This window comes from Deinococcus taeanensis, assembly GCF_020229735.1.
Lineage (GTDB): Bacteria > Deinococcota > Deinococci > Deinococcales > Deinococcaceae > Deinococcus > Deinococcus taeanensis.
This window is the reverse complement of the sequence record NZ_CP083455.1, coordinates 2538167-2557616: the sequence shown is the minus strand read 5'-3', so window position 1 is coordinate 2557616 and position 19450 is coordinate 2538167. Positions and strand designations below refer to the sequence as shown.

Genomic DNA, 19450 nt, shown 5'->3' with positions numbered 1-19450 from the left:
TCCCCTCACGGCCGCCGGTGCTCACCTTGAGGAGGTCCCGCTTGAACCGTCTCGCCCTTCCGCTGCTGCTGACCCTCGCGACCGCCGCCGCGCAGCCGGCCGCGCAGAACGTCACGTTCGTGCTCAGCCAGGACCTCGTGAAACGCACCGTGGTGAACGGCAGGACCACGGAAAGCATCACGCCCGGTCCAAAGACCGTGCTGCCCGGCGACACCCTGCGCGAGCAGGTCACGCTGCGCAACGTCTCTGGCCGCGCCCTGACCACCCTGAACGTCACCGTGCCCGTCCCCAAAGGCACCGAGTTCAGCGTCCTCACCACCCCCGCCACCGACCGCTGGACCGTGCAGTACTCCACCGACGGCGGAAAGACGTTCAGCGCCCAGCCGCAACGGACCGTGACCGTCACCGAGAACGGCCGCTCCGTCACCCGGCAGGTGCCCGCACCCACCACCACCTACACGCACGTCCGCTGGACCGTTCGCAGCATGACCCCCGACGAAACGCTGAAATTCAGTTTCCGCGTCACCGTCCGCTGACCCACGGCAGGGCCCCAGAAGAAAGGCTCAGCGCTTCGCAGCCAAACGCACACGCCCGCACCCGCAAACTGCCGTACAACAGAAGGCAGCCATGAGCGACCAACCAGACCTGTTCGGCCCCGTTCCCGCCACCCCGGACGCGCCCAGAGCCATCCTGCCTGCCGGTCTGCCCGGCAGCTGGCAGCAGGCCCTGCACGCCGAGTTCAGCGCCCCATACTTCCACGAGCTCAAGGACTTCCTGAGCGCAGAACGCCGCGAGCACCACGTGTACCCGCCCGCCCCGGACGTGTTCAACGCCCTGCGCTTCACCCCGCTCGAAGACGTCCGCGTCATGATCCTCGGGCAGGACCCTTACCACCGGCCCGGTCAGGCGCACGGCCTGAGCTTCAGCGTCCGGCCCGGCGTGACCATCCCGCCCAGCCTGCGCAACATCTACAAGGAACTCACGGCCGACCTGCCCGGCTTCACCGCGCCCCGCCACGGGTACCTGAAACACTGGGCGGATCAGGGCGTGCTGCTCCTCAACGCCGTCCTCACCGTTCGCGAAGGGCAGGCGAACAGCCACGCCAACAAAGGCTGGGAGCACTTCACGGACGCCGTGATCCGCGCCGTGAACGCGAAACCTGAACGTGTGGTGTTCATCCTGTGGGGCGCCTACGCCCGCAAGAAGAAGAAACTCATCACCGCGCCGCACCACGTCATTCTGGAGTCGGCACACCCCAGCCCGCTCAGCGAGGCGAAATTCTTCGGGTCCCGGCCGTTTTCGCAGACGAACGCCGCCCTCACCGGGGCCGGCCTGCCGCCCATCGACTGGCAACTGCCGCAGCAGGCCGAGTAATGCCCGGCCGCACCGACCTCCTGCAGGAGGAGTACCTGCGCCGCGAAGGCCATGACCCCAAAGCCTTCCAGTACTTCTGGCCGGACGACACCCCGTACACCGACGAGACCGGCCTGGCCCGCATTGCCAGACTGGCCGTGCCGCCCGCCTACGAGGCGGTGTTCGTCTCCCCGGACGACACCGCGGAACTGCAGGCTTTCGGCCGGGACGCCGCCGGGCGCCTGCAGTACCGTTACCACCCGGACTTCGTGCAGGCCGGCGCACTGAAAAAATGGCAGCGGCTCACCCGCTTCGCCGGTATGCTCGGCCCCCTGAAAACCACCACCGCTGCCGACCTGCGCGCCCAGGGTCTGCCGCCACGCAAGGTCACGGCCCTCATGACCCGCCTGCTGCACGTTGCGCGCTTCCGCGTGGGCAGCGACATCTACGCCCGGCAGCACAAGACGTACGGCCTGAGCACCCTGCGCCAGCGGCACGTGCAGGTCAGCGGCAACACCGTCACCTTTCACTTCAAGGGCAAGCACAGCATCACGCAGCACAAGGCCACCACCGACCGCACCCTCGCCGCGAACATCACGCGCCTGCTTGAACTACCGGGCCCGTGGCTGTTCCAGACCGCGGACGCCGATGGTGCGCGCCGGCGCATCCGGTCCGGTGAGCTGAACGCGTACCTGCGAGAAGTGATCGGTCCGTTCACCGCCAAGGACTTCCGCACGTGGGGCGGAACGCTTCTGGCCGCCGAGTACCTCGCGGAGTGCGGCGTGGCCAGCACCGACCGGCAGGCGCGGCAGGTTCTCGTGGACTGCGTGAAGTACGTGGCCGCAGACCTGGGCAACACGCCCGCCGTGACGCGCAGCAGTTACATCTGCCCCGTCATCTTCGACCGGTACCTGGAGGGCAAGGTGCTCGACGACTACGAGCCCCGCGCCGCGCGGACCGACAGTGACCTGGGCGGCCTGACCCGCAGCGAGGCCGCGCTGAAGCGCATGCTGGAAAGCGAGAAGACCCTGAAGGTGCCCCGCAGAAAGATTCAGTAGCGCAGGATGTACAGGCTGACCGGTGTTCCCATTCAAAGGTGGGGCCGGATCACTGAAACTGTCGCTGGCCTGCAAATCAAGCAACGCTCAGGCCTGTCGATCCGGGTGCTGGAGCTCACCGCCTTCTGCTTCTGAGATCTGGCTGTAGAAAGGAGAAAAAGCCTTGTTTGGCGGGAGAAAGCTTTGCTGAGGTTTGACAACAGTAATGACTGTCGCGGAATTCTGGGTGAAACTCTCCTGTCGGGCTTCAGCAGGTGGTAGCCCTCTCGTAAATACTTCAATATCTGAACTTTTCGGGCTTTAAGCACCAGTTGATGAAGGCTGCGGCGACGCCCTGATATGCACCCAGCCGCGGTCTGGGAAACCCCCAAAGAGAAAGATTGATCGTACTAGAAAACCCACCGCAGTCATAATGGAGCCGATTCTTTACTTTGCAGCCCACGAACCTCCATACTGGTAAACTGGAGGGACCACTCATGGCCTACAAGAAACTTAGTGAACAGGTGATGGAACTCAGCAACGCCCAGCGCAGCGATACGTTCGTGAAATTGTTCCAGGAAGCAGTGCGGCAGGGAAAATTTGACGGTGCATACCTGCCCGAGCGCTTCACAATGCCTAAGCAGTACACCCGGCGCGGCAGTGACGACACGTACCAGCGTGATACCCGCGAAATGCTCTTTGACTGCACGCCGGAATTCGAAACCTGGTTTGAAGAAACCAACCGTTCACTGGCCGCGCCCCGCCGGGGCGGCAACATCAAGCCCAGCATGGAAGCCGTCGAATCCGGCCTCGTGGACTTCAAGTCCCTCGTGGAGGAAACGCGCCGTAAGATGCAGGCCAGCTACGAAAAAGGTCAGGCGCTCGGCAAGGGCCGCGCCAAGACCACCCGAACCACCAAAACCAAGAAGAAGTAACGCCAGCCATCAGGGCGGGCCGCGCTTCATTGCGCGGCCCGCCCCTTCATGACCTGTCGTCTCACCACACTGCGGGTTGGTCTGTCCGGCCGCAGTTGAGTATCGTGACGGGATGACGTCACCTGACACTCCACTCTCCGTTACACCCCGGCGGGGCCTGCTCCTGGTAATGACCGGCGCGTCCGGCGTGGGTAAAGGCACCCTCAGAGAACGCTGGCTGGCCGGGCAGGACGTCTTCTACAGCACCTCCTGGACCACCCGCGAAGCCCGCCCTGGCGAGCAGCACGGCGTGCACTACGTGTTCGTGAGCCCCGCCGAGTTCGAAACGAAAGCGCTGGCAAACGGCTTCCTGGAGCACGCGGCGTTCGTCGGCAACCGCTACGGCACGCCCATCGAGCCGATCGAGGCGGCCCTGAGCCGCGGGCAGGACGTGATCCTGGAAATCGAAGTGGAGGGCGCCATGCAGGTCAAAGCCCGCATGGGTGACGAAGCCATCCTGATTTTCATCATGCCGCCCAGCCTGAGCGAACTGCGCCGCCGCCTGGAAGGCCGCGCCACCGAGACGCCCGAACGCATCGAGAAGCGCCTGGCCCGCGCCCGCGAAGAAATCCGCGAGGCCCACGAGTTCCGGTACGTGGTCGTGAACGACGACCTGGACCGCGCAGTGGATGAACTGCAGGCCATTCAGCGGTCCGAGCGGGCCCGGCAGCTGCCGGAACCCGAATGGACCGAACTGGACCGCGAGGCCCGCGTGAAAGCCGACGCTCTGCGCAGCTACACCCTTACCGACGCGGAACTCGCGCGCATCATCGGCGAATGACACCCACAGCGAGGCGCGCATGACGCTGGAACTGGTCCAGGGCGATATCGCTGCGCAGACCACCTGCGCGGTCGTGACCGCCGCGAACCGTGAACTGATGGGTGGAGGCGGTGTGGACGGCGTGATTCACCGCGCTGCCGGGCCAGAACTGCTGCGCGCCATCCGCGCGATCGGCGGCACCCCCACCGGAACGGCCGTCATCACTCCGGCCTTCGGACTGGAACGGCAGGGCGTGCGGCACGTGATTCACGCCGTGGGGCCCATCTGGCGGGGCGGAACTGCCGGCGAGGCACAGCTGCTGGCGGGCGCATACCGCGGCAGTCTGGAACTGGCGGTGCAGGCGCGCTGTGACAGCGTGGCGTTCCCGGCGATCAGCACCGGCGTGTATGGGTACCCGCTGGCACAGGCGGCTGAAGTCGCCCTACGGACCATCACGGTATTCCTGCACTCTCACCCGGCGCTGCGGGTGAGGCTGGTGCTGTTCGATCGGGGCAGCCTGAACGTCTTTACGCGGGTGCAGTCACAACTGAGTGCATAACCTTGACGGATGCTGCATCCAACGTTATCTTTGTTTTATCACCGTCCGAAAAGGGCGGATTTTTTTGCTTTGTTCCACAGACGCAGCTGAAGGGCCCGCGGCGCACCCTGAAGGCCCCCGGGGGGTGGGCTGGCGGTCGGCAGGTTGGACACGGCGCCTCCGCCGCTGCTGCTGTCGCTTCCCGGCCCCGCACACTTGGGCTGACGCATTGTCGCCAGTGCCCGTGTGGTTACGTGTCCAGGGTGGCCCTTCAGTGTGGTGAGGTGGCTGGTGGCACGGCGCTGAGACGCGTGCGCCCTGACGGAATGCGCCGCTGAGGTGCGGGTGGGGCCGGTGGTACGGCAGAGTCTCGGCTGGCCCTGCCCCTCGTGCGGTGAGCGCTGAAATTTCAGCGCCCTCAGCACGGGGGCAGCATTGTTCTGGTCGGGTGTCAGCTTTCCAGGGTGGTGAGGTCGCCGGGGTCCTGCCCGAGTGCCTGGGCGCGCAACACGCGGCGCATGATCTTGCCGCTGCGGGTCTTGGGCAGGGCGCTGACCACACGAATCTCGCTGGGTGTGGCGATGGGCCCCAGTTCCCGGCGCACGTGCTCGCTGATGCTGGCGCGCAGCCCCCGCCCGACCTGCTCTTCGAAGCCCTGACGCAGGATGACGTGCGCGATGATGCTTTCACCCTTGAGGTCATCCGGCAGGCCGATCACGGCGGCTTCCGCTACAGCCGGGTGTGACACCAGGACGTCCTCCACGTCTGCGCTGCCGATCCGGTGGCCGGCGACGTTCAGGACGTCGTCCGCGCGGCCCAGGATGCTGATGTACCCGTGCTCGTCCCGTAAGGCCAGATCACCGGACAGGTACCCGGCGGGGTTCTCGGTCCAGACCTGCGCGTACTTCTCGGGGTTGCCGTGAATGCCGCGCATCATTCCGGGTGTGGGGCGGCGCAGGACCAGCTGTCCCTGCACGCCGTCCGGCAGGGACTGGCCGGCCTCGTCGACCACGTCGGCGTCCACGCCGGCCAGGGCGCGGCCCACGAAACCGGGCCGGGCGGGCCAGCGTGGGTGGGTGCCCAGGACCGGGGCGCCCAGTTCCGTCTGCCACCAGTGGTCGATCACGACTGCGTGCGCGCCGTCCTCCAGCCCGCCAGCGAGGTGCTGTTGTGCCCAGCGCCACGCTTCGGGGTTCAGGGCCTCGCCGGCGCAGGCGATGACGCGCAGGCTGCTCAGGTCGTGGCCGCGCAGCACCTCAGCGCCGAGTTTCATGAACAGGCGCAGCGCGGTGGGTGCCGTGAACAGGACGTTCACCCTGTGGCGTTCCACGGTGCGCCACAGCACGCCCGGGTCCGGGTAGTCGGGGGCGCCCTCGCGGAACAGTACGGTCGCGCCGGCCACAAGGGGACCGTACACGATGTAGCTGTGCCCGACGATCCAGCCGATGTCGCTGGTGCAGAAGAACACGTCCCCTGGCTGCACGTCGAACAGCTGGCGCAGGTGGTAGGCGGTGGCGACCATGTACCCGCCGTGCGTGTGCACGACGCCTTTGGGTTTGCCGGTGCTGCCGGAGGTGTACAGGATGAACAGGGGGTGCTCGGCGTTGACGGGTGTGGCGTCGGCGCGGCCGTGCGTGAACAGCGTTTCCCAGGGGACGGTGCGGGCGTCGTGTTCGCGCTGGTAGGTCTTGATGCGTTCCCAGAGCACGAGGTGTTCAACGCTGCCGAGGTCCCCGATGGCTTCGGCGGCGATGGCGTACAGGTCCACGAGTTTTCCGCGGCGGTAGCCGACGTCGGCGGTGATGACCACGCGGGCGCCGGCGTCGGTGATGCGGTCGCGCAGGGCACTCACGCCCAGCCCGGCGTACACGACGGAGTGCACGGCGCCCAGGCGGGCGCAGGCGAGCATGGCGATCACGCCTTCGGGGGTGAGGGGCATGTAGATCACGACCCGGTCGCCGGCCTGCACGCCCAGGTGGCGCAGGCCGGCAGCGGCGCGCTCGACGCGGTCGTGAAGCATGCCGTACGTGTACACCTGCGTGTCCTCGGTTTCGGACAGCCAGATGAGTGCGGCGCGTGTGCGGTACTCGCTGCGGGCGTGGCGGTCCAGGGCGTTGAGGGTGATGTTCGTTTCGCCGTCCGCGAACCACTGCATGTGGGGGGGGTCCAGTGCAGGGCGGTGGTGGGGGGCGTGGTCCACTCGTAGGTGTGGGCCTGCGCGAGCCAGAAGGCGTCCGGGTCGGCCTGCGCGGCGTCGAGGTCGGCCTGGGGGTCGCTGTGGAGGCGGCGAAGGACGCTGTCGGGGACAGTCCAGCGGTCGGGGCGGGTGGGGTCGGTCATGCGGCGGTCCTCCGGGTGGGGGGGCGTGTCCGTGGCGTGGGTTGTGGTTGCTGTTTCAGTGTAGGGGAGTGGAGGTGGGGGAGAGGCTGGTGGCCTGTGGGTCATGGCGTGGTCTGCGCTGAAAAACCTCGTGGTTGTGGAGGAAAGTTGGCCGGTTGGGTTGGACGGCTACCCCCGGAATTATTCTGCTGAAAACAGAAAACGTGCTATACTTTTCTTATGAAGAACGCTTCGCTGACCCTAGACTTCGGCACCGTCCGACTGCCCATCAGCGCAGACGGACTCCTCCACGCCCCCACCGCCCTGACCCACCTGGGCGTCCCCGAACACCAGCACCTTCAGACCCTCCAGGCCCACGACGTCAAGCCGCAGACCAGCGACTACGGCGCCGGCCCTGAAGCGGCCCTGACGCTGCCTGACTTCACCCGGCTGGCCTTCACGCTCGACACCACCCAGGCCCGCCGCTGGCGCCGCCGCGCCCAGGACCTCCTGACCCGCACCCTGCAGGGCGACGTACGCCTCGCCGCGCAGATCGCCGAACGCAACCCCGACCCCGAAGCGCGCCGCTGGCTCGCCGCCCGCCTGGAAAGCACCCACGCCCGGCGCGAACTGATGAGCACCGTCGCCCGCCACGGCGGCCAGGGCAACGTGTACGGCCAGCTGGGCAGCATCAGCAACCGCAGCGTGCTGGGCACCGACAGCGCCACGATCCGCCGCGAACGCGGCGTGAAACAGACGCGTGACGGCCTGAACTCCACCGAACTGCTGCGCCTCGCATACCTGGACACCGCGACTGCCCGCGCCATTCAGGAACGCGGCGCCCAGGGCAACACCGCCATCCTCCGGCTGCATGAACACGTTGCCCGCCGCGAACGCCTCGGCTGGGAAACCCCCCTGTCCCCGCAGACCGCCTGATCCCGCACCACTGCGGCCCCCGCCCCGCGGCGGGGGCCGCGCCGTATCCGGGCCCTCCGTCCTCATGCGCGCCCGCTAGAATCCTGCACGTGCCCCCTCTCCTCATCCGCCTCGTTCTGGCCGAGGTCACGCGCTGGTACGCGGCGGGCGTGGCGCTCTTCCTGTCGCTGCAACTTGTGGACATCCTGAGCAGCACCGTCGCCAACCTGCTGACCTACCATCCGCCCCTCTGGAAAGCAGGCATGGCGTTCGTGAACATCGCGCCCACCATCCTGAACAAGAGTCTGGTGCTGGCCGTGCCCTTCGCGATCCTGCTGGCCTTCTCGCGCATGCAGCACGACAGCGAACTCAAGGCCATCAGCGCCGGCGGGGTGCCGCCCCTGCGCCTGATGTGGCCGCTGGCCCTGCCGTTTCTGGTCGTCACGGCCGCCGCGTACGTGAACGGCGACCGGATCGCTCCGGCCGGCATGGCCAGCTGGTGGAACACCTGGTACGCCATCTACGACATGGCGCCGCCCCCCCCCAAGCAGGAGCTGTACACCTTCGCGCCGCCCGGGGCGCTGTACTACGCCGGGCGGGTCGTGACCGACGAAGGCGGCAGCGCCGCGCAGCTGCAGGGCGTGATGGTTCAGCGCGGCGGCGAAACCCTGACCGCCAGCACCGGCACCTGGGACACGAAGAAACGCACCTGGACCCTGCTGAACCCCTGGGTGACCCGCCCCGGCCAGAACCCCCGCCTGCAGACCGGTTCCGTAACGCTGCCGCAGACCGACACGCTGCGCCGCCCCATCATCGAGGCGGAGCAGACCCCCACGCCCGAACTCCGGGCGCGCGCCGGCGACCCTGCCCTGCTGCCCGGCGAGCGCCGTGACGCGGCGTTCCAGGTGACCCGCCGGATCGCGGACCCCTTCACGGCCGTGGTGTTCGCCCTGGCCGCCGCCGCGCTGGGCCTGCTGCTGCGCAACCGCGCCGCGGCGTTCGCCACCGTGCTGGTCTTCCTGGTGAGCTTCTACGTGCTGTGGAGCACCATGTCCGGACTGGCCCGCGCCGGCGCACTGAACCCCAGCCTCGCCGCGTGGCTGCCCAACATCGCCTTCGCGCTGCTGGCCGGCGCGCTCGCCTGGAGACTCCGGTGAAGACCTTCGAACGGTACGTCCTGTCGGAGATCCTGCCGCTGGTGTTCGGCGCGCTGGCCGCCGTGATCACCCTGCTGGTCGTCGCCAGCCTGGAAGGCGTGATTGCGCCCCTGCTCGCCAAGGGCGCCAATCCCACGCTGGTGGCCCGGCTGCTGGCCCTGAACGTGCCTGAAGCGGCCGCGACCGCCCTGCCCATCGCGCTGATGTTCGCGGCGCTGCTGGGCCTCTCCCGCCTCGCCGCGGACAGTGAGATCAAAAGCGCCCTGGCCGCCGGCATTCCCGCCACGCGCCTGTTCCGGCCCGTGCTGCTGCTCGCCCTGGGCGTGACCCTGCTCGACTTCGCGCTTGGCGAGGGCCTCGTGCCGCGCGCGCAGGTGCAGGCGCGGCAGGTGCAGCAGCAGATTGTGCTGGACAACCCCCGCGTGCTGGGCCTGGGGAGCAGCGAAGGCGGCCAGAACGTCGTGCTGCGCGACGCGCTGGGCCGGGCCATCTCCATCGGTGAGATCCTGCCCGGTGGCGAGCTGCGCGACCTGCGCATCGTCACGATGCAGAGCGGCCTGCCGCCGCGCGAGGTGATCACCGCCCGCAGCGGCCGTCTCCCCCCGGGCAGCGCCACCCTGGAACTCCGCGACGGTCAGCGCGTCACGTACCAGGACGCCCGCCCCGTCACGGTCCTGTCGTTTGAGCGCGGCACGTTACCCCTGCAGGACACCGGCACCGAACTCGGCAGTGACAGTCAGACGGCCAAACCCATCTACGACCCGCTGCCGCAGCTGTGGCAGCGCGTGCAGAGCTACCGCGCGCAGCACATCCAGTCCCCGGCGGACTTCACGGCGCTGCACCAGAAGTTCGCCGGACCGCTCGCCGCGCTCGCCCTGGCCTTCTTCGCCGTGTGTCTCGCCGTGTTCAGCTTCCGCAGTGGCCGTGACGTGGGGCTCGTGTGGGCGCTGCTGCTGACCTTCGCGTACTACGCCACGTTCAGTGTCTTCCGGATCATGGGGGAGAAGGGCGCCGTGCCCGGCGCGGTCGCCGCGTACGCGCCGGACCTGATTGCCGTGCTCGCCGGCCTGGGCCTGCTGTGGCTCACCGCCCGCCGCTGAGCACCGGCAGGCCGGAGGGTCAGTACAGGCCGGCCCCGCCCAGTTTCAGCGCGTAATGCACGCGCCGCACCGCCACCGCCTGCGCCCGGGACAGCCCCTGACCTGCCGAGAGCCGCAGCAGCGCCCGCGCGTGCAGCGCCAGGCGGTGCGGCGCGTCGGTGTCCAGCGTTTCCACGTACTCGAAGGTCACGGCGTCCCCCAGGTCATCCACCAGGGCGTCGAGCCGTTCCAGTGACGCGGACTTGCGCCGCCCCCGGTGAATGAGCGCCTCGTCGTACCGCCGCACGTGGAACTTGTGGTCACTCTGCACGTGAAACCCCGTGAAGCCCAGCAGCCGCGCGTGCATCAGCGCCACCCGGATCGCCTCGCGTTCCGCGAGGGCCTCATGCCCCGCTGCGCCGCGCAGCACCACCCCGTACGGCCGCGCGCCCAGCAGGTACCCCAGACTCAGGCTCCCGTCACGCTTGTCCGCGCTGCCGTCCGTCCGCACCCGGACCTCGCCGGCCGCGCCCGGCTGGTCCGCGCGCAGCGCCGTCAGGTCGGCCGCGCCCAACCCCTCACCGGCCGCCAGAGCGCCCAGCGCCCGGGCCACCGCCGCGGCGCGCACCGCCCGCTCCTCCTCACCCTGCCCGGACTGCACCTCCAGCAGGCCCAGCGCCGCCGCGTGCCGGGCCGCGAGCGCGCTCACCTCCAGGTCCGGCCGGGGAGGTACGCCGTACGGAACGCCGTCCAGGACGTACCCGGCCGCGCCGCCCGGCGCCAGCGTCAGCGTGGCCCGCTGGTGCCGGGCGACCGTCAAGCGCGGCTGACCTCCACGCCCTCCACCTGCGTCGCCTGAATGGCCGTCAGGGCAATGGTGTACACGATGTCATCCACCAGCGCGCCCCGCGACAGGTCGTTCACGGGTTTGCGCAGGCCCTGCAGCATCGGCCCCACCGCCACCACCCCGGCGGCACGCTGCACGGCCTTGTACGTGGTGTTCCCGGTGTTCAGGTCCGGGAAGATGAACACCGTGGCGCGCCCCGCGACCGGACTGCCCGGCGCCTTCTGCTGCCCGACCGACAGGACCGACGCCGCGTCGTACTGCATGGGGCCGTCCACCAGCAGGTCCGGACGGCGTTCGCGGACCAGGGCCGTGGCCGCCTTCACCTTCTCCACGTCCTCCCCGCTGCCGGACTCACCGGTGGAGTACGACAGCATCGCCACGCGCGGCGGAATGCCGAAAGCAAGGGCACTGTCGGCACTCTGAATGGCGATGTCGGCGAGTTCCTCGGCGTTCGGATTCGGATTGATGGCCGCGTCCCCGTACACGAGCACCTGCTCGGGCATCAGCATGAAGAACACGCTGCTCACCAGCTTCGATCCGGGCGCCGTCTTGATCAGCTGCAGCGCCGGCCGCACCGTGTTCGCCGTGGTGTGCACGGCGCCGGACACCAGACCGTCCACCTCGCCCAGAGCGAGCATCATGGTGCCCAGCACCACCGTGTCCTCCAGCTGCGCCTCCGCCTGCGGCGCAGTCAGGCCCTTGCTCCGCCGCAGCTCCACCATGGGCCCCACATACAACTGCCGGATGGTGTCCGGGTCAAGCACCTCCAGGCCCTCCGGGAGCGTGAGGCCCTGCCCGTCAGCCACCTGCTGCACCCGCTCGGGTTTCGCCAGCAGCACGGGCCGCGCAATGCCTTTCTCCACGCAGCGGATCGCGGCCCGCACGGTGCGCGGCTCGTCGCCCTCCGGCAGCACGATGCGCTTGCCGGCCGCGCGGGCCTTCTGGATCAGCTCGTACCGGAACGCGCTCGGCGGCAGGCGCCGCTCGGTGTCCCCCGGAGCGCGCAGGCGGGTGCCCAGCGGCACGGTGTCCAGCCGGTCTGCAATAAAATCCAGCATGCGGTCCATGCGGCCCACGTCGTCGTGCGGCACGCGCGAATCCAGCCGCGACAGGCGCGAGGCCGTCTCGAAGGAATTCGTTTCCACGCGCAGCACCGGCAGCGTGCTGCCCAGCGCCGCGCGGCACAGCCGCTCGATGCTGTCCTCCGGCGCGCTGCCGGAGGTGAACATCAGGCCTGCCAGCGGCACCCCGCTCAGGTGCGACAGCGCCGCCGCCATGATCACGTCCTCCCGGTCGCCGGGCGTGACGACCAGCGCCCCGGGCACGAACAGGTGCGCCATGCGCGGCACCGTCCGCGCCGTCACGACGGTGCTCGTCACCCGGCGCGTGGCGGCTTCGCCCTGATTCACCACTTCGGCGCCCAGGTGCCGCGCGACGTCCAGCGTGCGCGGCGCAGTCAGGCCCGCCGACTGCGACACCACCCCCAGCAGCGGCAGTTCCCCGCTCGCCAGCACGCGGCTGCGCGAGCGCAGTTCGGCCATCAGCGTGCCGTAATCCAGGCCCGGCGGCGCGAAATTCAGCACGTACCCGCTGAGGCCTGAACCGTCGCTGCGGCGGTACGCCTGCGCGGCGATCTCCAGCTCATCGGCGAGTTCCGCGGCACCGACGCCCGCCAGACTGGAGACCAGGACGGTGTCGGCCTGCAGGTTCCGGGCGAGGCTGGCGTTCAGCGCCCCGGCGTAGTTGTTGCGGTCATTCAGCGCCAGCCCCTCGGCCACGAGAACGTCCGCGCCGCCGGCCGTGACCTCACTGGCCAGACCCACCACGCTTTCCATCAGGTCCTCTTCTGCGCCGCGGCTCAACTGCTCCTCGGCCAGCGCCAGCGGAATCGGATCCGGCGCGCTCAGGTGCGCCAGGGTCCGCGCGAAATGCACGCTGTCGTCGGTGCTCAGCTCGTGCGTCTGCGCAATCGGCTTCAGGAACGCCACCTTCAGGCCCTGGCGTTCCAGCGCCCGCGTCAGGCCCAGCGCGGTACTGCTCAGGCCCACCCCGTTCCGGGTCGGCGCCACAAACAACGTCTTCACACGACCCCCAGGACCTGACCGGCCCTCAGGTCACGCCGTCCTGCAACGCGCCGGCCGCACAGCGGCAGAACGCACCCCGGCTCACCTGCGGCGCCAGCAGCCGTGACGAGTGCGGCCGGACGGCGGCTCACGCGCTCACCCCCGCCTGCTCGGCCAGCAGGGCCTGCGTCTGCTGCGCGATCATCAGTTCCTCGTTGGTGTTCACCACCAGCGCCGCCAGGGCACCCGGCGGGCTGATGACGCCCCCCTGCCCCCGCACGGCCGCCGCGTTCGCGGCGTCATCCACCTGGGCCCCCAGCACCCCCAGCCGCGCAAGGACCGCGCGCCGCACGAACGCACTGTTCTCCCCGATGCCGCCCGTGAACACCAGTCCGTCCACGCGGCCCATCGCGGCCGCCATGCCCGCCATCTGCTTCGCGAGGCGGTGCACGAACACCTCCAGCGCCAGGCGCGCCCCCACGTGCCCGCGCCCGGCCGCTTCCTCCAGCTCCCGCATGTCGTTGCTCAGGCCCGACAACCCCAGCAGCCCACTCCCGCGGTTCAGGGCGGCCGTCACCTCCGACAGACTCAGCCCCGCCTGCCGCGCAATGAAATCATGCAGTCCCGGGTCCACGTCCCCGCTGCGCGTGCCCATCACCAGGCCCTCCAGCGGCGTGAGCCCCATGCTCGTATCCACGCTGCGTCCACCCTGCACCGCGCACACGCTGCACCCGTTCCCCAGGTGCGCCGTCACCAGATTAAGCTCCGCGGCGGGCCGGCCCAGCAGCTGCGCCGCGCGGCCCGCCACGAACGCGTGGCTGGTGCCGTGAAACCCGTACCGCCGCACCCCGTGCTGCCGGTACCAGTCTTCCGGCACCGCGTACCGGAACGCAGCCTCCGGCATGGACTGATGAAACGCCGTATCGAACACCGCCACGTGCGCCGCGCCGGGAAACGCCAGGCGCGCCGCCTCGATGCCCGCAATGTTCGCCGGGTTGTGCAGCGGCGCCAGCGGCACGCAGGCCCGCACCTCCTCCAGCACCTCCGGCGTGATCAGCGCCGGCGCACTGAACCGCTCCCCACCGTGCACCACCCGGTGCCCCACGGCGCTCACCGAGGCGCGCACGCCCATCTCCTCCAGCGTGCCTGCCAGGACCGCGAACGCCTCGGCGTAACTGCCGCCCCCCAGGTCCGCGGTGCGCCGCGCGCCGTCCACCTCCAGCCGCACCGAGGCGCCTGCCGACCCCAGCCGCTCGGCCAGCCCCGACAGGCGCACCTGTCCCCCCTGCACGTCGAGCAGAGCGAATTTCACGCTGCTTGACCCGCAATTCAGCACCAGAGTCCACATGCCTCCATTCTGACAGTGCCCCGCCGCACGGGCAGCCCCCACCAAGGAAACCCAAACTCAGGGCAGACGGCCAGCGCCGCCCTCTGCGGAGCCGCCGCAGCAGCCCCCCGCCGTCGTGCGCGGCAGGTGGACCGGCTCAGCGCCGGCGGGTCACCCGCCGGACGTCAGGGTCAGGCACGTGGTCCAGGCGCAGGATAGGCGCGTCAGGATAATCGCCGTACAGGCCCTCCCCCCATTCAATGATGCTCACGCGGCTGCGGCTGATCAGGTCCTCCAGGTCCATCTCGTACAGTTCGTTCACGTCGCGCACGCGGTAGGCGTCCACGTGCAGCGCCTGCCCCTGCGGGGTGGGGTACGCGTTGATCAGGGCGTACGTGGGGCTGGTCACGGGCGCCGTGAACCCCAGGGCGCCCACCAGGCCCTGCGTGAGACTGGTCTTGCCGGCGCCCAGTTCACCTTCCAGGAACAGGACACTGCCGGGCACAAGGGCGGCCGCCAGCGCGGCCCCCAGGGCCTGCTGTTCAGGCAGGCCGCGCAGGTCGCGGGTCTCGCCGGGCGCCAGGGGAAGGGCGGAGGAGAGGCTCATACGGGGCAGTATGCCGGGCGCGGCGGCCCAGCGCACAGCGGCCCCGCACAGATCACGGCGCCGGTGTGGGGCCCCGGGTCAGGCCTGGCCGGTGTCCAGCCAGGGGCCCACCTGTTCGTCCAGGTCCGCCCAGCTCGGGGCGCGCCCCAGGCGCCACTCGCCGGGCGTGGTGCTGCGGGCCGACCAGACGTGGGTGCTGTCCCCCATATCCAGGCGTTGCAGGCCCAGCGCGGTGGCCTGCTGCAGCAACGTCGCCATGCCCTGGGCGGCCAGGGTGTGCGCGCCGTGCTGAATCTGCCCCTGCGCGACCACCCAGGTGTCCACGGGCTCCCCGGGCGCGGGGGAAGCCGGAGCGGGGGAGGCGGGGGCTGCGGAGCGCAGCGTGTCAAACAGGGACGCGGCCGGCGCTGCGGCAGACGGCGTGGGCTCCGTCAAGGTGAAACCGAACGGACTGCTGGGCGCGGGCGCCTGTCCGGGACTGGTGTCCAGCAGGCTGCCCTCCTGGAAGTCGAACACGTCCAGCAGACCGCTCAGGGCGTCCTGACCGAAGGTGGCCGTGACTTCCTGCGCGGCGCGGTACTCGGCGTGCGCTTCGGCCAGCAGGGCCTCGGCGTCCACGAGGGTCTGCTCGTAGCGTTCGCGGGCCTGGGCGCTCATGCGGCCCAGGCGGCGCTGGGCACGCAGCGTTTCGGCAAGGCGGCCCAGGCGCTGCGTGGTTTCGCCGGCGAGGTGACGAACGGTGTCGTACTCGCGGATGACACGGTCGGCGCGGCTGTCGAAGTCCTCGCGTTCCTGCGCGGCCGCGCCCATGCGGCGTTCAAGCAGCGCCCACAGTTCGGCGGTGTCCACACTGCCATCCCGGGCGAGCAGGGCGCGGGCCTGGGTGATCAGCGGGGCAAGTTCGGCGCTGGCGCCGGGCACGTTGCGCGCCGAGCGTTCAATGTCCAGCAGTTCGCGCTGCGCCTCAAGCTGCGCCGCGGCGTTCACGCCGGCGTCCAGCGCGGCCTGCATGCTGTTCAGTTCGTGCAGTTCGTCGGTGGCCAGGCTGCCGCTGTCCAGCAGGTGGCGGGCGGAGTCCAGCGCGATGCGCATGTCGGCGGTGGCTGTGGCGTGCGCCAGGCCGGCCTCCAGGCGAGTCAGCTGAGCACGCTGCTCGCTCAGGGTGCGTTCGCGTTCCAGCTGCAGCTGGCCGCGCCAGTCCTCGACGAGTTCCGCCGTGAGCTGCGCCTGACCGTGCAGGGCGCGCAGCCGGTCGTGCTGTTCGCGCAGGTCCGGGCGGTCCTGCAGCAGGGTGCCGTGCTCGCGTTCCAGGCTGTGGAGCTGCTGCGCGGCGTGCTCCTGCTCCAGCGCCAGAACGCGCGCCTGCGCCTCAGGGTCAAGAATGGTAGCGGACGTCGGGATGGCGGGGCTGTCCGTGGCCTGCACGGTCTGCACCACCGACGACTCCAGCAGTTTGCGCAGGTTGAAGGTGATGGTCCGCGCCCGCTCGACCTCGCCGGGCAGCAGGGTGCCCTGCTTCTGCGCCTCTTCAATCTGAGCGATCAGGGTGTCCAGGCGGCGCACGTCCTTGCCGCCCATACTCTGCACGCGGGGAAAGGACGCCTTGAGTTCCGCGAGGTCCTGACCCTGCTCGATCAGGCCCTCCTGCAGGCGGCGGTCCATGGTGTCGATCAGGTTCTGCGCTTCGCGCACCAGGTCCGTCAGGTCACGGCCGTCCTTCTCCTCCTGTCGGGCGACGGTGAGCACGCCGCGCAGGCGCTGCGTTTCGGGCCAGTCGAAGTACAGCGAGAAGCGCCGGGCACCTTCCTCCAGCGCGGGCAGGAGGCTGCCCTGCGCCGGCAGCATGCGTTCCTGCGTGGCCTTGAGCAGCTCGCCGAGCACCTCCGACACACGCTTTTTCGCCAGGGGAGCAGGCACACTCAGCTGCAGCCGCTTGAAGACCTCCTTTTTCAGGATGTCTTCCAGGGCGCTGGCGTCGAGAAGTTCGAGGGTGGAGCCGCGCGTCTGGGCGGCCTCGTGGAGAATGCGTTCCAGCGCGCGGGGAGACACGAGGTCCCCCAGCATCTGGACGGGCAGGCGGTGCAGACTGGCCATCAGAGGTCCTCATCCCAGTCGATGACGGTGTGTTGCATGGGGTTGCTCTGACTGCCCGACTGGTCTCCCAGCAGTCCGAACTGCTGGCACAGGCCGCGGAACCCGAAGGCCAGCAGGCCCAGCGCCCCGGCCGCCAGCAGCGTCCAGATCGGCAGGGCGTACGCGCCCTGCGTGAGAGTGAGGTTCGTGAACGACGCCAGCAGCCCACCGCCGAACAGATCGCCCAGCGCGCCGAGCAGCCCGAACAGGCCTTCAAGCACCAGGGGCAGCAGCAGCAGGCTCAAGCCCGCCATGATGGCCCGCCAGAACGTGTTGCGGCCCCCGAACGCGAGATTCAGCAGGTACAGCGGCACGGCCACCGCCGCCGCCAGCAGCGTGAAGATCAGCACGCGCAGCCACCCGCTGAACCACCCGGCCGTGCCCATGGACGCGCCGTCCAGCGCGCTGACCCGTTCGCCCGCCGCGGCCCGCTCGGCGTTCGCCAGCCCGCCGATCAGGGCCTGCACATCCGACGGCCGCAGGGCCCTGCGGTCCTGCACGCCGTTCAGGGCCCGCTGCAGGTGCTGGAATTCCGCGGTGTCCCGCAGGGGCGTGCCCACGCGCGCCAGTTGTGCGGCGGCGTCCTGCAGGGCCGCGCGGGCCGCCGCGCCGTCCGCGTGGCTGGTGGCCGACAGGGCCCGGCCCAGCGCGGCGTACACCGCTGGAGCTCCGGCCACCGCGCTGCCGGTGGCTGGCGCGGCAGACGGCGCGGCCCTGCCGGACGTGGCGGCGGGCGGGGAAGGCGTGACCGGCGGCTTCTGCGCCGCCGTGGCTGACCCGGAGGGAGGCGGCGTGGCGGGCGTGCCCGCCACCGCGGGGGGCGTGGCCAGCGCCTGCGTGAACGCCTGCGTGCCGGCCCGCAGGGTGACCAGGGAAGCGGACAGCGCCGCGGTGTCCCCAGCAGTCAGCTGGCGCAGCGCGTCCCCGAACTGCGAGAGGCGCAGCGTTCCCACGCCGGAGGCGTCCTGCACCACCGTAAACCAGCTGGTGGCGCGCGCCAGATTCACGTACGATCCGGTGCTCTGCTGCGCCTGCGTGGTCTGCAGCGCCGCGCTGACCTTCTGCGCCGCCGCGCGCTGCAGGCGCCACGCCGCGCGCTCCAGGTGGCCACCACGGGCGTCTTGCGTCAGGGCCTGCGCCGCAGCGCCTGTCAGGCCAAATTCGCGCGCCAGGACACGCAGCTGCGCGTCCGCGTTGGCCGGCGTGCCCGCCAGCACCACCAGACTCTGGTCGTACAGCGCCTTGCGCATCAGGCCGCGCGCGAGCAGCACCTGCGCCTCCAGCTCGGCCGGGGTGCGCGCCAGCGCCGCGCGACTGGCCCCCAGGGCGTCTTTCAGGCCGCTCACGATCTGCTGGTTGCGCAGCGTGGGCGCCAGCTGCTCAAGTGCCTGTCCCGCCGCGTCCAGGCGCGTCAGGGCCGCCTGGGCGGACGTGGCGCGCGCCTGCACCGCGCCCTCCAGACTGCTGGCCAGCGCGGTGTACGCCGCGAGGTTCTGCGCGCCCGCTGCGCTGATGCCCAGCGCCACACTGAGCGTCACGAACCGCGCCAGCCGGGCGGTGCGGGTCACGCGACCACCTGAACCTGTTTCAGTTCCACCAGCAGCCGCCCCACGTTCGCCTGCGAACTGGCGATCACGGCCACGCAGTACTCGCCCAGCGGGCACACACACACCGTCTGCCCCCCCAGGTCCGCGGAGAGCAGCCGCAGCGCCCGCTTCTGGAACAGCATGGCGCTGGCCGCCACCACACCCGCCAGGCCGGTCGCTTCCCGCACGGCACGCACGCGCAGCACCTCGCCGTTCGCGCGGCACACCATGACGCCCTGCACGCCATTGAGTCGGGCCAGCGTCTGAATCAGGTTGTCCTGATCCAGGGTGCTGCTCAGGTTGTACTGCCGCCCTGACGGCCCCGAGGCGTACTCCGGGTCGTCAAATTCGAAGTCGTCGGCACCCAGGCCCAGGTCTTCCCACATCTCGGTGTCGTCGGCCGAGTCGTCCCAGGTGGCCTGCGGCACGTTCTGCGTGAACAGGGTCGGCGCCTTCGGGTACTGCGCTTCCATCTGCGCGGACAGACTCAGCAGTTCCTTGCGCGCGCGCGCGGCAGGCATCACGGCGCCCAGGCGCGCCAGCAGCGGCCCGGACAGCACGCGCTGCATCTCCTGCGCGCTCACGGTTTCCGGCAGGAGGTTCTGCTCACGCAGCACCGCCCGCAGCATTGTTTCAGCAGCCCGTTCCGACACAGCCCCGGACAGGGCGCGGACGGTCATGGTGTACACAGCGTTCGTCATGGGGGACCTCAAGGGAGTATAAAAGCGTCCGACTTACATTTTTGTCTCATGCGG

At 70.0% G+C, this 19450-nt stretch carries 17 protein-coding genes; 9 read left to right on the top strand and 8 right to left on the bottom strand.

The window, feature by feature from the left end; genetic code table 11:
* The first annotated feature begins 41 nt into the window (after nt 1-41).
* The 6 genes from LAJ19_RS12290 (at nt 42) to LAJ19_RS12265 (ending at nt 4683) form a co-directional block, all read left to right on the top strand.
* Complete coding sequence (locus LAJ19_RS12290; protein WP_225476036.1) at nt 42-536, top strand: hypothetical protein; 495 nt, start codon at nt 42-44, stop codon at nt 534-536.
* A gap of 91 nt (nt 537-627) precedes the next feature.
* Nucleotides 628-1374, top strand: coding sequence for a uracil-DNA glycosylase (ung, locus tag LAJ19_RS12285; RefSeq protein WP_225476035.1), 747 nt, complete (start codon nt 628-630; stop codon nt 1372-1374).
* Complete coding sequence (locus LAJ19_RS12280; protein WP_225476034.1) at nt 1374-2411, top strand: DNA topoisomerase IB; 1038 nt, start codon at nt 1374-1376, stop codon at nt 2409-2411. The genes ung and LAJ19_RS12280 overlap by 1 nt, the downstream gene beginning before the upstream one ends.
* Before the next feature lie 476 nt (nt 2412-2887).
* Nucleotides 2888-3325: a hypothetical protein gene (locus tag LAJ19_RS12275; RefSeq protein ID WP_225476033.1), complete on the top strand. Its 438-nt coding sequence runs from the start codon at nt 2888-2890 to the stop codon at nt 3323-3325.
* Nucleotides 3326-3437: 112 nt separating this feature from the next.
* Nucleotides 3438-4145 (top strand): guanylate kinase, encoded by a 708-nt coding sequence (gene gmk / locus LAJ19_RS12270; RefSeq protein WP_225476032.1) that lies wholly within the window; start codon nt 3438-3440, stop codon nt 4143-4145.
* A 19-nt stretch (nt 4146-4164) separates the two neighbouring features.
* The gene (locus tag LAJ19_RS12265) at nt 4165-4683 is read left to right on the top strand and encodes a macro domain-containing protein (protein WP_225476031.1); all 519 of its coding nucleotides are present in this window, start codon (nt 4165-4167) and stop codon (nt 4681-4683) included.
* Between the two features lie 430 nt (nt 4684-5113).
* Here LAJ19_RS12265 and LAJ19_RS12260 read toward each other — a convergent pair whose 3' ends face one another.
* Nucleotides 5114-6862 carry an acetate--CoA ligase gene (locus tag LAJ19_RS12260; RefSeq protein ID WP_225476030.1) on the bottom strand — a complete coding sequence of 583 codons (1749 nt, stop codon included), beginning with the start codon at nt 6860-6862 and terminating at the stop codon, nt 5114-5116.
* A 359-nt stretch (nt 6863-7221) separates the two neighbouring features.
* Between LAJ19_RS12260 and ddrC the strand changes: the two genes are divergently transcribed.
* From ddrC to LAJ19_RS12245, 3 genes are all read left to right on the top strand, one after another.
* Nucleotides 7222-7917 (top strand): DNA damage response protein DdrC, encoded by a 696-nt coding sequence (ddrC, locus tag LAJ19_RS12255; protein WP_225476029.1) that lies wholly within the window; start codon nt 7222-7224, stop codon nt 7915-7917.
* 89 nt (nt 7918-8006) lie between these two features.
* Nucleotides 8007-9053: an LptF/LptG family permease gene (locus LAJ19_RS12250; protein ID WP_225476028.1), complete on the top strand. Its 1047-nt coding sequence runs from the start codon at nt 8007-8009 to the stop codon at nt 9051-9053.
* Nucleotides 9050-10153, top strand: coding sequence for an LptF/LptG family permease (locus LAJ19_RS12245; protein WP_225476027.1), 1104 nt, complete (start codon nt 9050-9052; stop codon nt 10151-10153). The genes LAJ19_RS12250 and LAJ19_RS12245 overlap by 4 nt, the downstream gene beginning before the upstream one ends.
* Nucleotides 10154-10172: 19 nt before the next feature.
* On the opposite strand, the gene LAJ19_RS12240 is transcribed toward LAJ19_RS12245, so the two are convergent.
* The 7 genes from LAJ19_RS12240 to LAJ19_RS12210 form a co-directional block, all read right to left on the bottom strand.
* Entirely contained in the window at nt 10173-10952 is a 780-nt protein-coding gene (locus tag LAJ19_RS12240) for a hypothetical protein (RefSeq protein WP_225476026.1), read from the bottom strand.
* Nucleotides 10949-13063 (bottom strand): phosphate acetyltransferase, encoded by a 2115-nt coding sequence (pta, locus tag LAJ19_RS12235; protein WP_225476025.1) that lies wholly within the window; start codon nt 13061-13063, stop codon nt 10949-10951. Before pta ends, LAJ19_RS12240 begins: the two co-directional genes overlap by 4 nt.
* 127 nt (nt 13064-13190) lie before the next feature.
* Nucleotides 13191-14390 (bottom strand): acetate kinase, encoded by a 1200-nt coding sequence (locus tag LAJ19_RS12230; protein ID WP_225476024.1) that lies wholly within the window; start codon nt 14388-14390, stop codon nt 13191-13193.
* Nucleotides 14391-14526: 136 nt separating this feature from the next.
* Nucleotides 14527-14976 (bottom strand): tRNA (adenosine(37)-N6)-threonylcarbamoyltransferase complex ATPase subunit type 1 TsaE, encoded by a 450-nt coding sequence (gene tsaE, locus LAJ19_RS12225; RefSeq protein WP_225476023.1) that lies wholly within the window; start codon nt 14974-14976, stop codon nt 14527-14529.
* Nucleotides 14977-15054: 78 nt separating this feature from the next.
* Complete coding sequence (locus tag LAJ19_RS12220) at nt 15055-17070, bottom strand: coiled-coil domain-containing protein (protein WP_225476022.1); 2016 nt, start codon at nt 17068-17070, stop codon at nt 15055-15057.
* Nucleotides 17070-18677 carry a hypothetical protein gene (locus LAJ19_RS12215; protein ID WP_225476021.1) on the bottom strand — a complete coding sequence of 536 codons (1608 nt, stop codon included), beginning with the start codon at nt 18675-18677 and terminating at the stop codon, nt 17070-17072. The genes LAJ19_RS12220 and LAJ19_RS12215 overlap by 1 nt, the downstream gene beginning before the upstream one ends.
* Complete coding sequence (locus LAJ19_RS12210; RefSeq protein WP_225476020.1) at nt 18674-19396, bottom strand: roadblock/LC7 domain-containing protein; 723 nt, start codon at nt 19394-19396, stop codon at nt 18674-18676. The genes LAJ19_RS12215 and LAJ19_RS12210 overlap by 4 nt, the downstream gene beginning before the upstream one ends.
* Between the last annotated feature and the right edge of the window lie 54 nt (nt 19397-19450).

Bases quoted from the DNA above. Each gene is read 5' to 3' on its own strand.
- LAJ19_RS12210 (WP_225476020.1), bottom strand. From the start codon at position 19,396: ATGACGAACGCTGTGTACACCATGACCGTCCGCGCCCTGTCCGGGGCT.
- LAJ19_RS12265 (WP_225476031.1), top strand. From the start codon at position 4,165: ATGACGCTGGAACTGGTCCAGGGCGATATCGCTGCGCAGACCACCTGC.
- LAJ19_RS12220 (WP_225476022.1), bottom strand. From the start codon at position 17,070: ATGGCCAGTCTGCACCGCCTGCCCGTCCAGATGCTGGGGGACCTCGTG.
- ung (WP_225476035.1), top strand. From the start codon at position 628: ATGAGCGACCAACCAGACCTGTTCGGCCCCGTTCCCGCCACCCCGGAC.
- ddrC (WP_225476029.1), top strand. From the start codon at position 7,222: ATGAAGAACGCTTCGCTGACCCTAGACTTCGGCACCGTCCGACTGCCC.
- tsaE (WP_225476023.1), bottom strand. From the start codon at position 14,976: ATGAGCCTCTCCTCCGCCCTTCCCCTGGCGCCCGGCGAGACCCGCGAC.
- LAJ19_RS12275 (WP_225476033.1), top strand. From the start codon at position 2,888: ATGGCCTACAAGAAACTTAGTGAACAGGTGATGGAACTCAGCAACGCC.
- LAJ19_RS12280 (WP_225476034.1), top strand. From the start codon at position 1,374: ATGCCCGGCCGCACCGACCTCCTGCAGGAGGAGTACCTGCGCCGCGAA.
- gmk (WP_225476032.1), top strand. From the start codon at position 3,438: ATGACGTCACCTGACACTCCACTCTCCGTTACACCCCGGCGGGGCCTG.
- LAJ19_RS12230 (WP_225476024.1), bottom strand. From the start codon at position 14,390: ATGTGGACTCTGGTGCTGAATTGCGGGTCAAGCAGCGTGAAATTCGCT.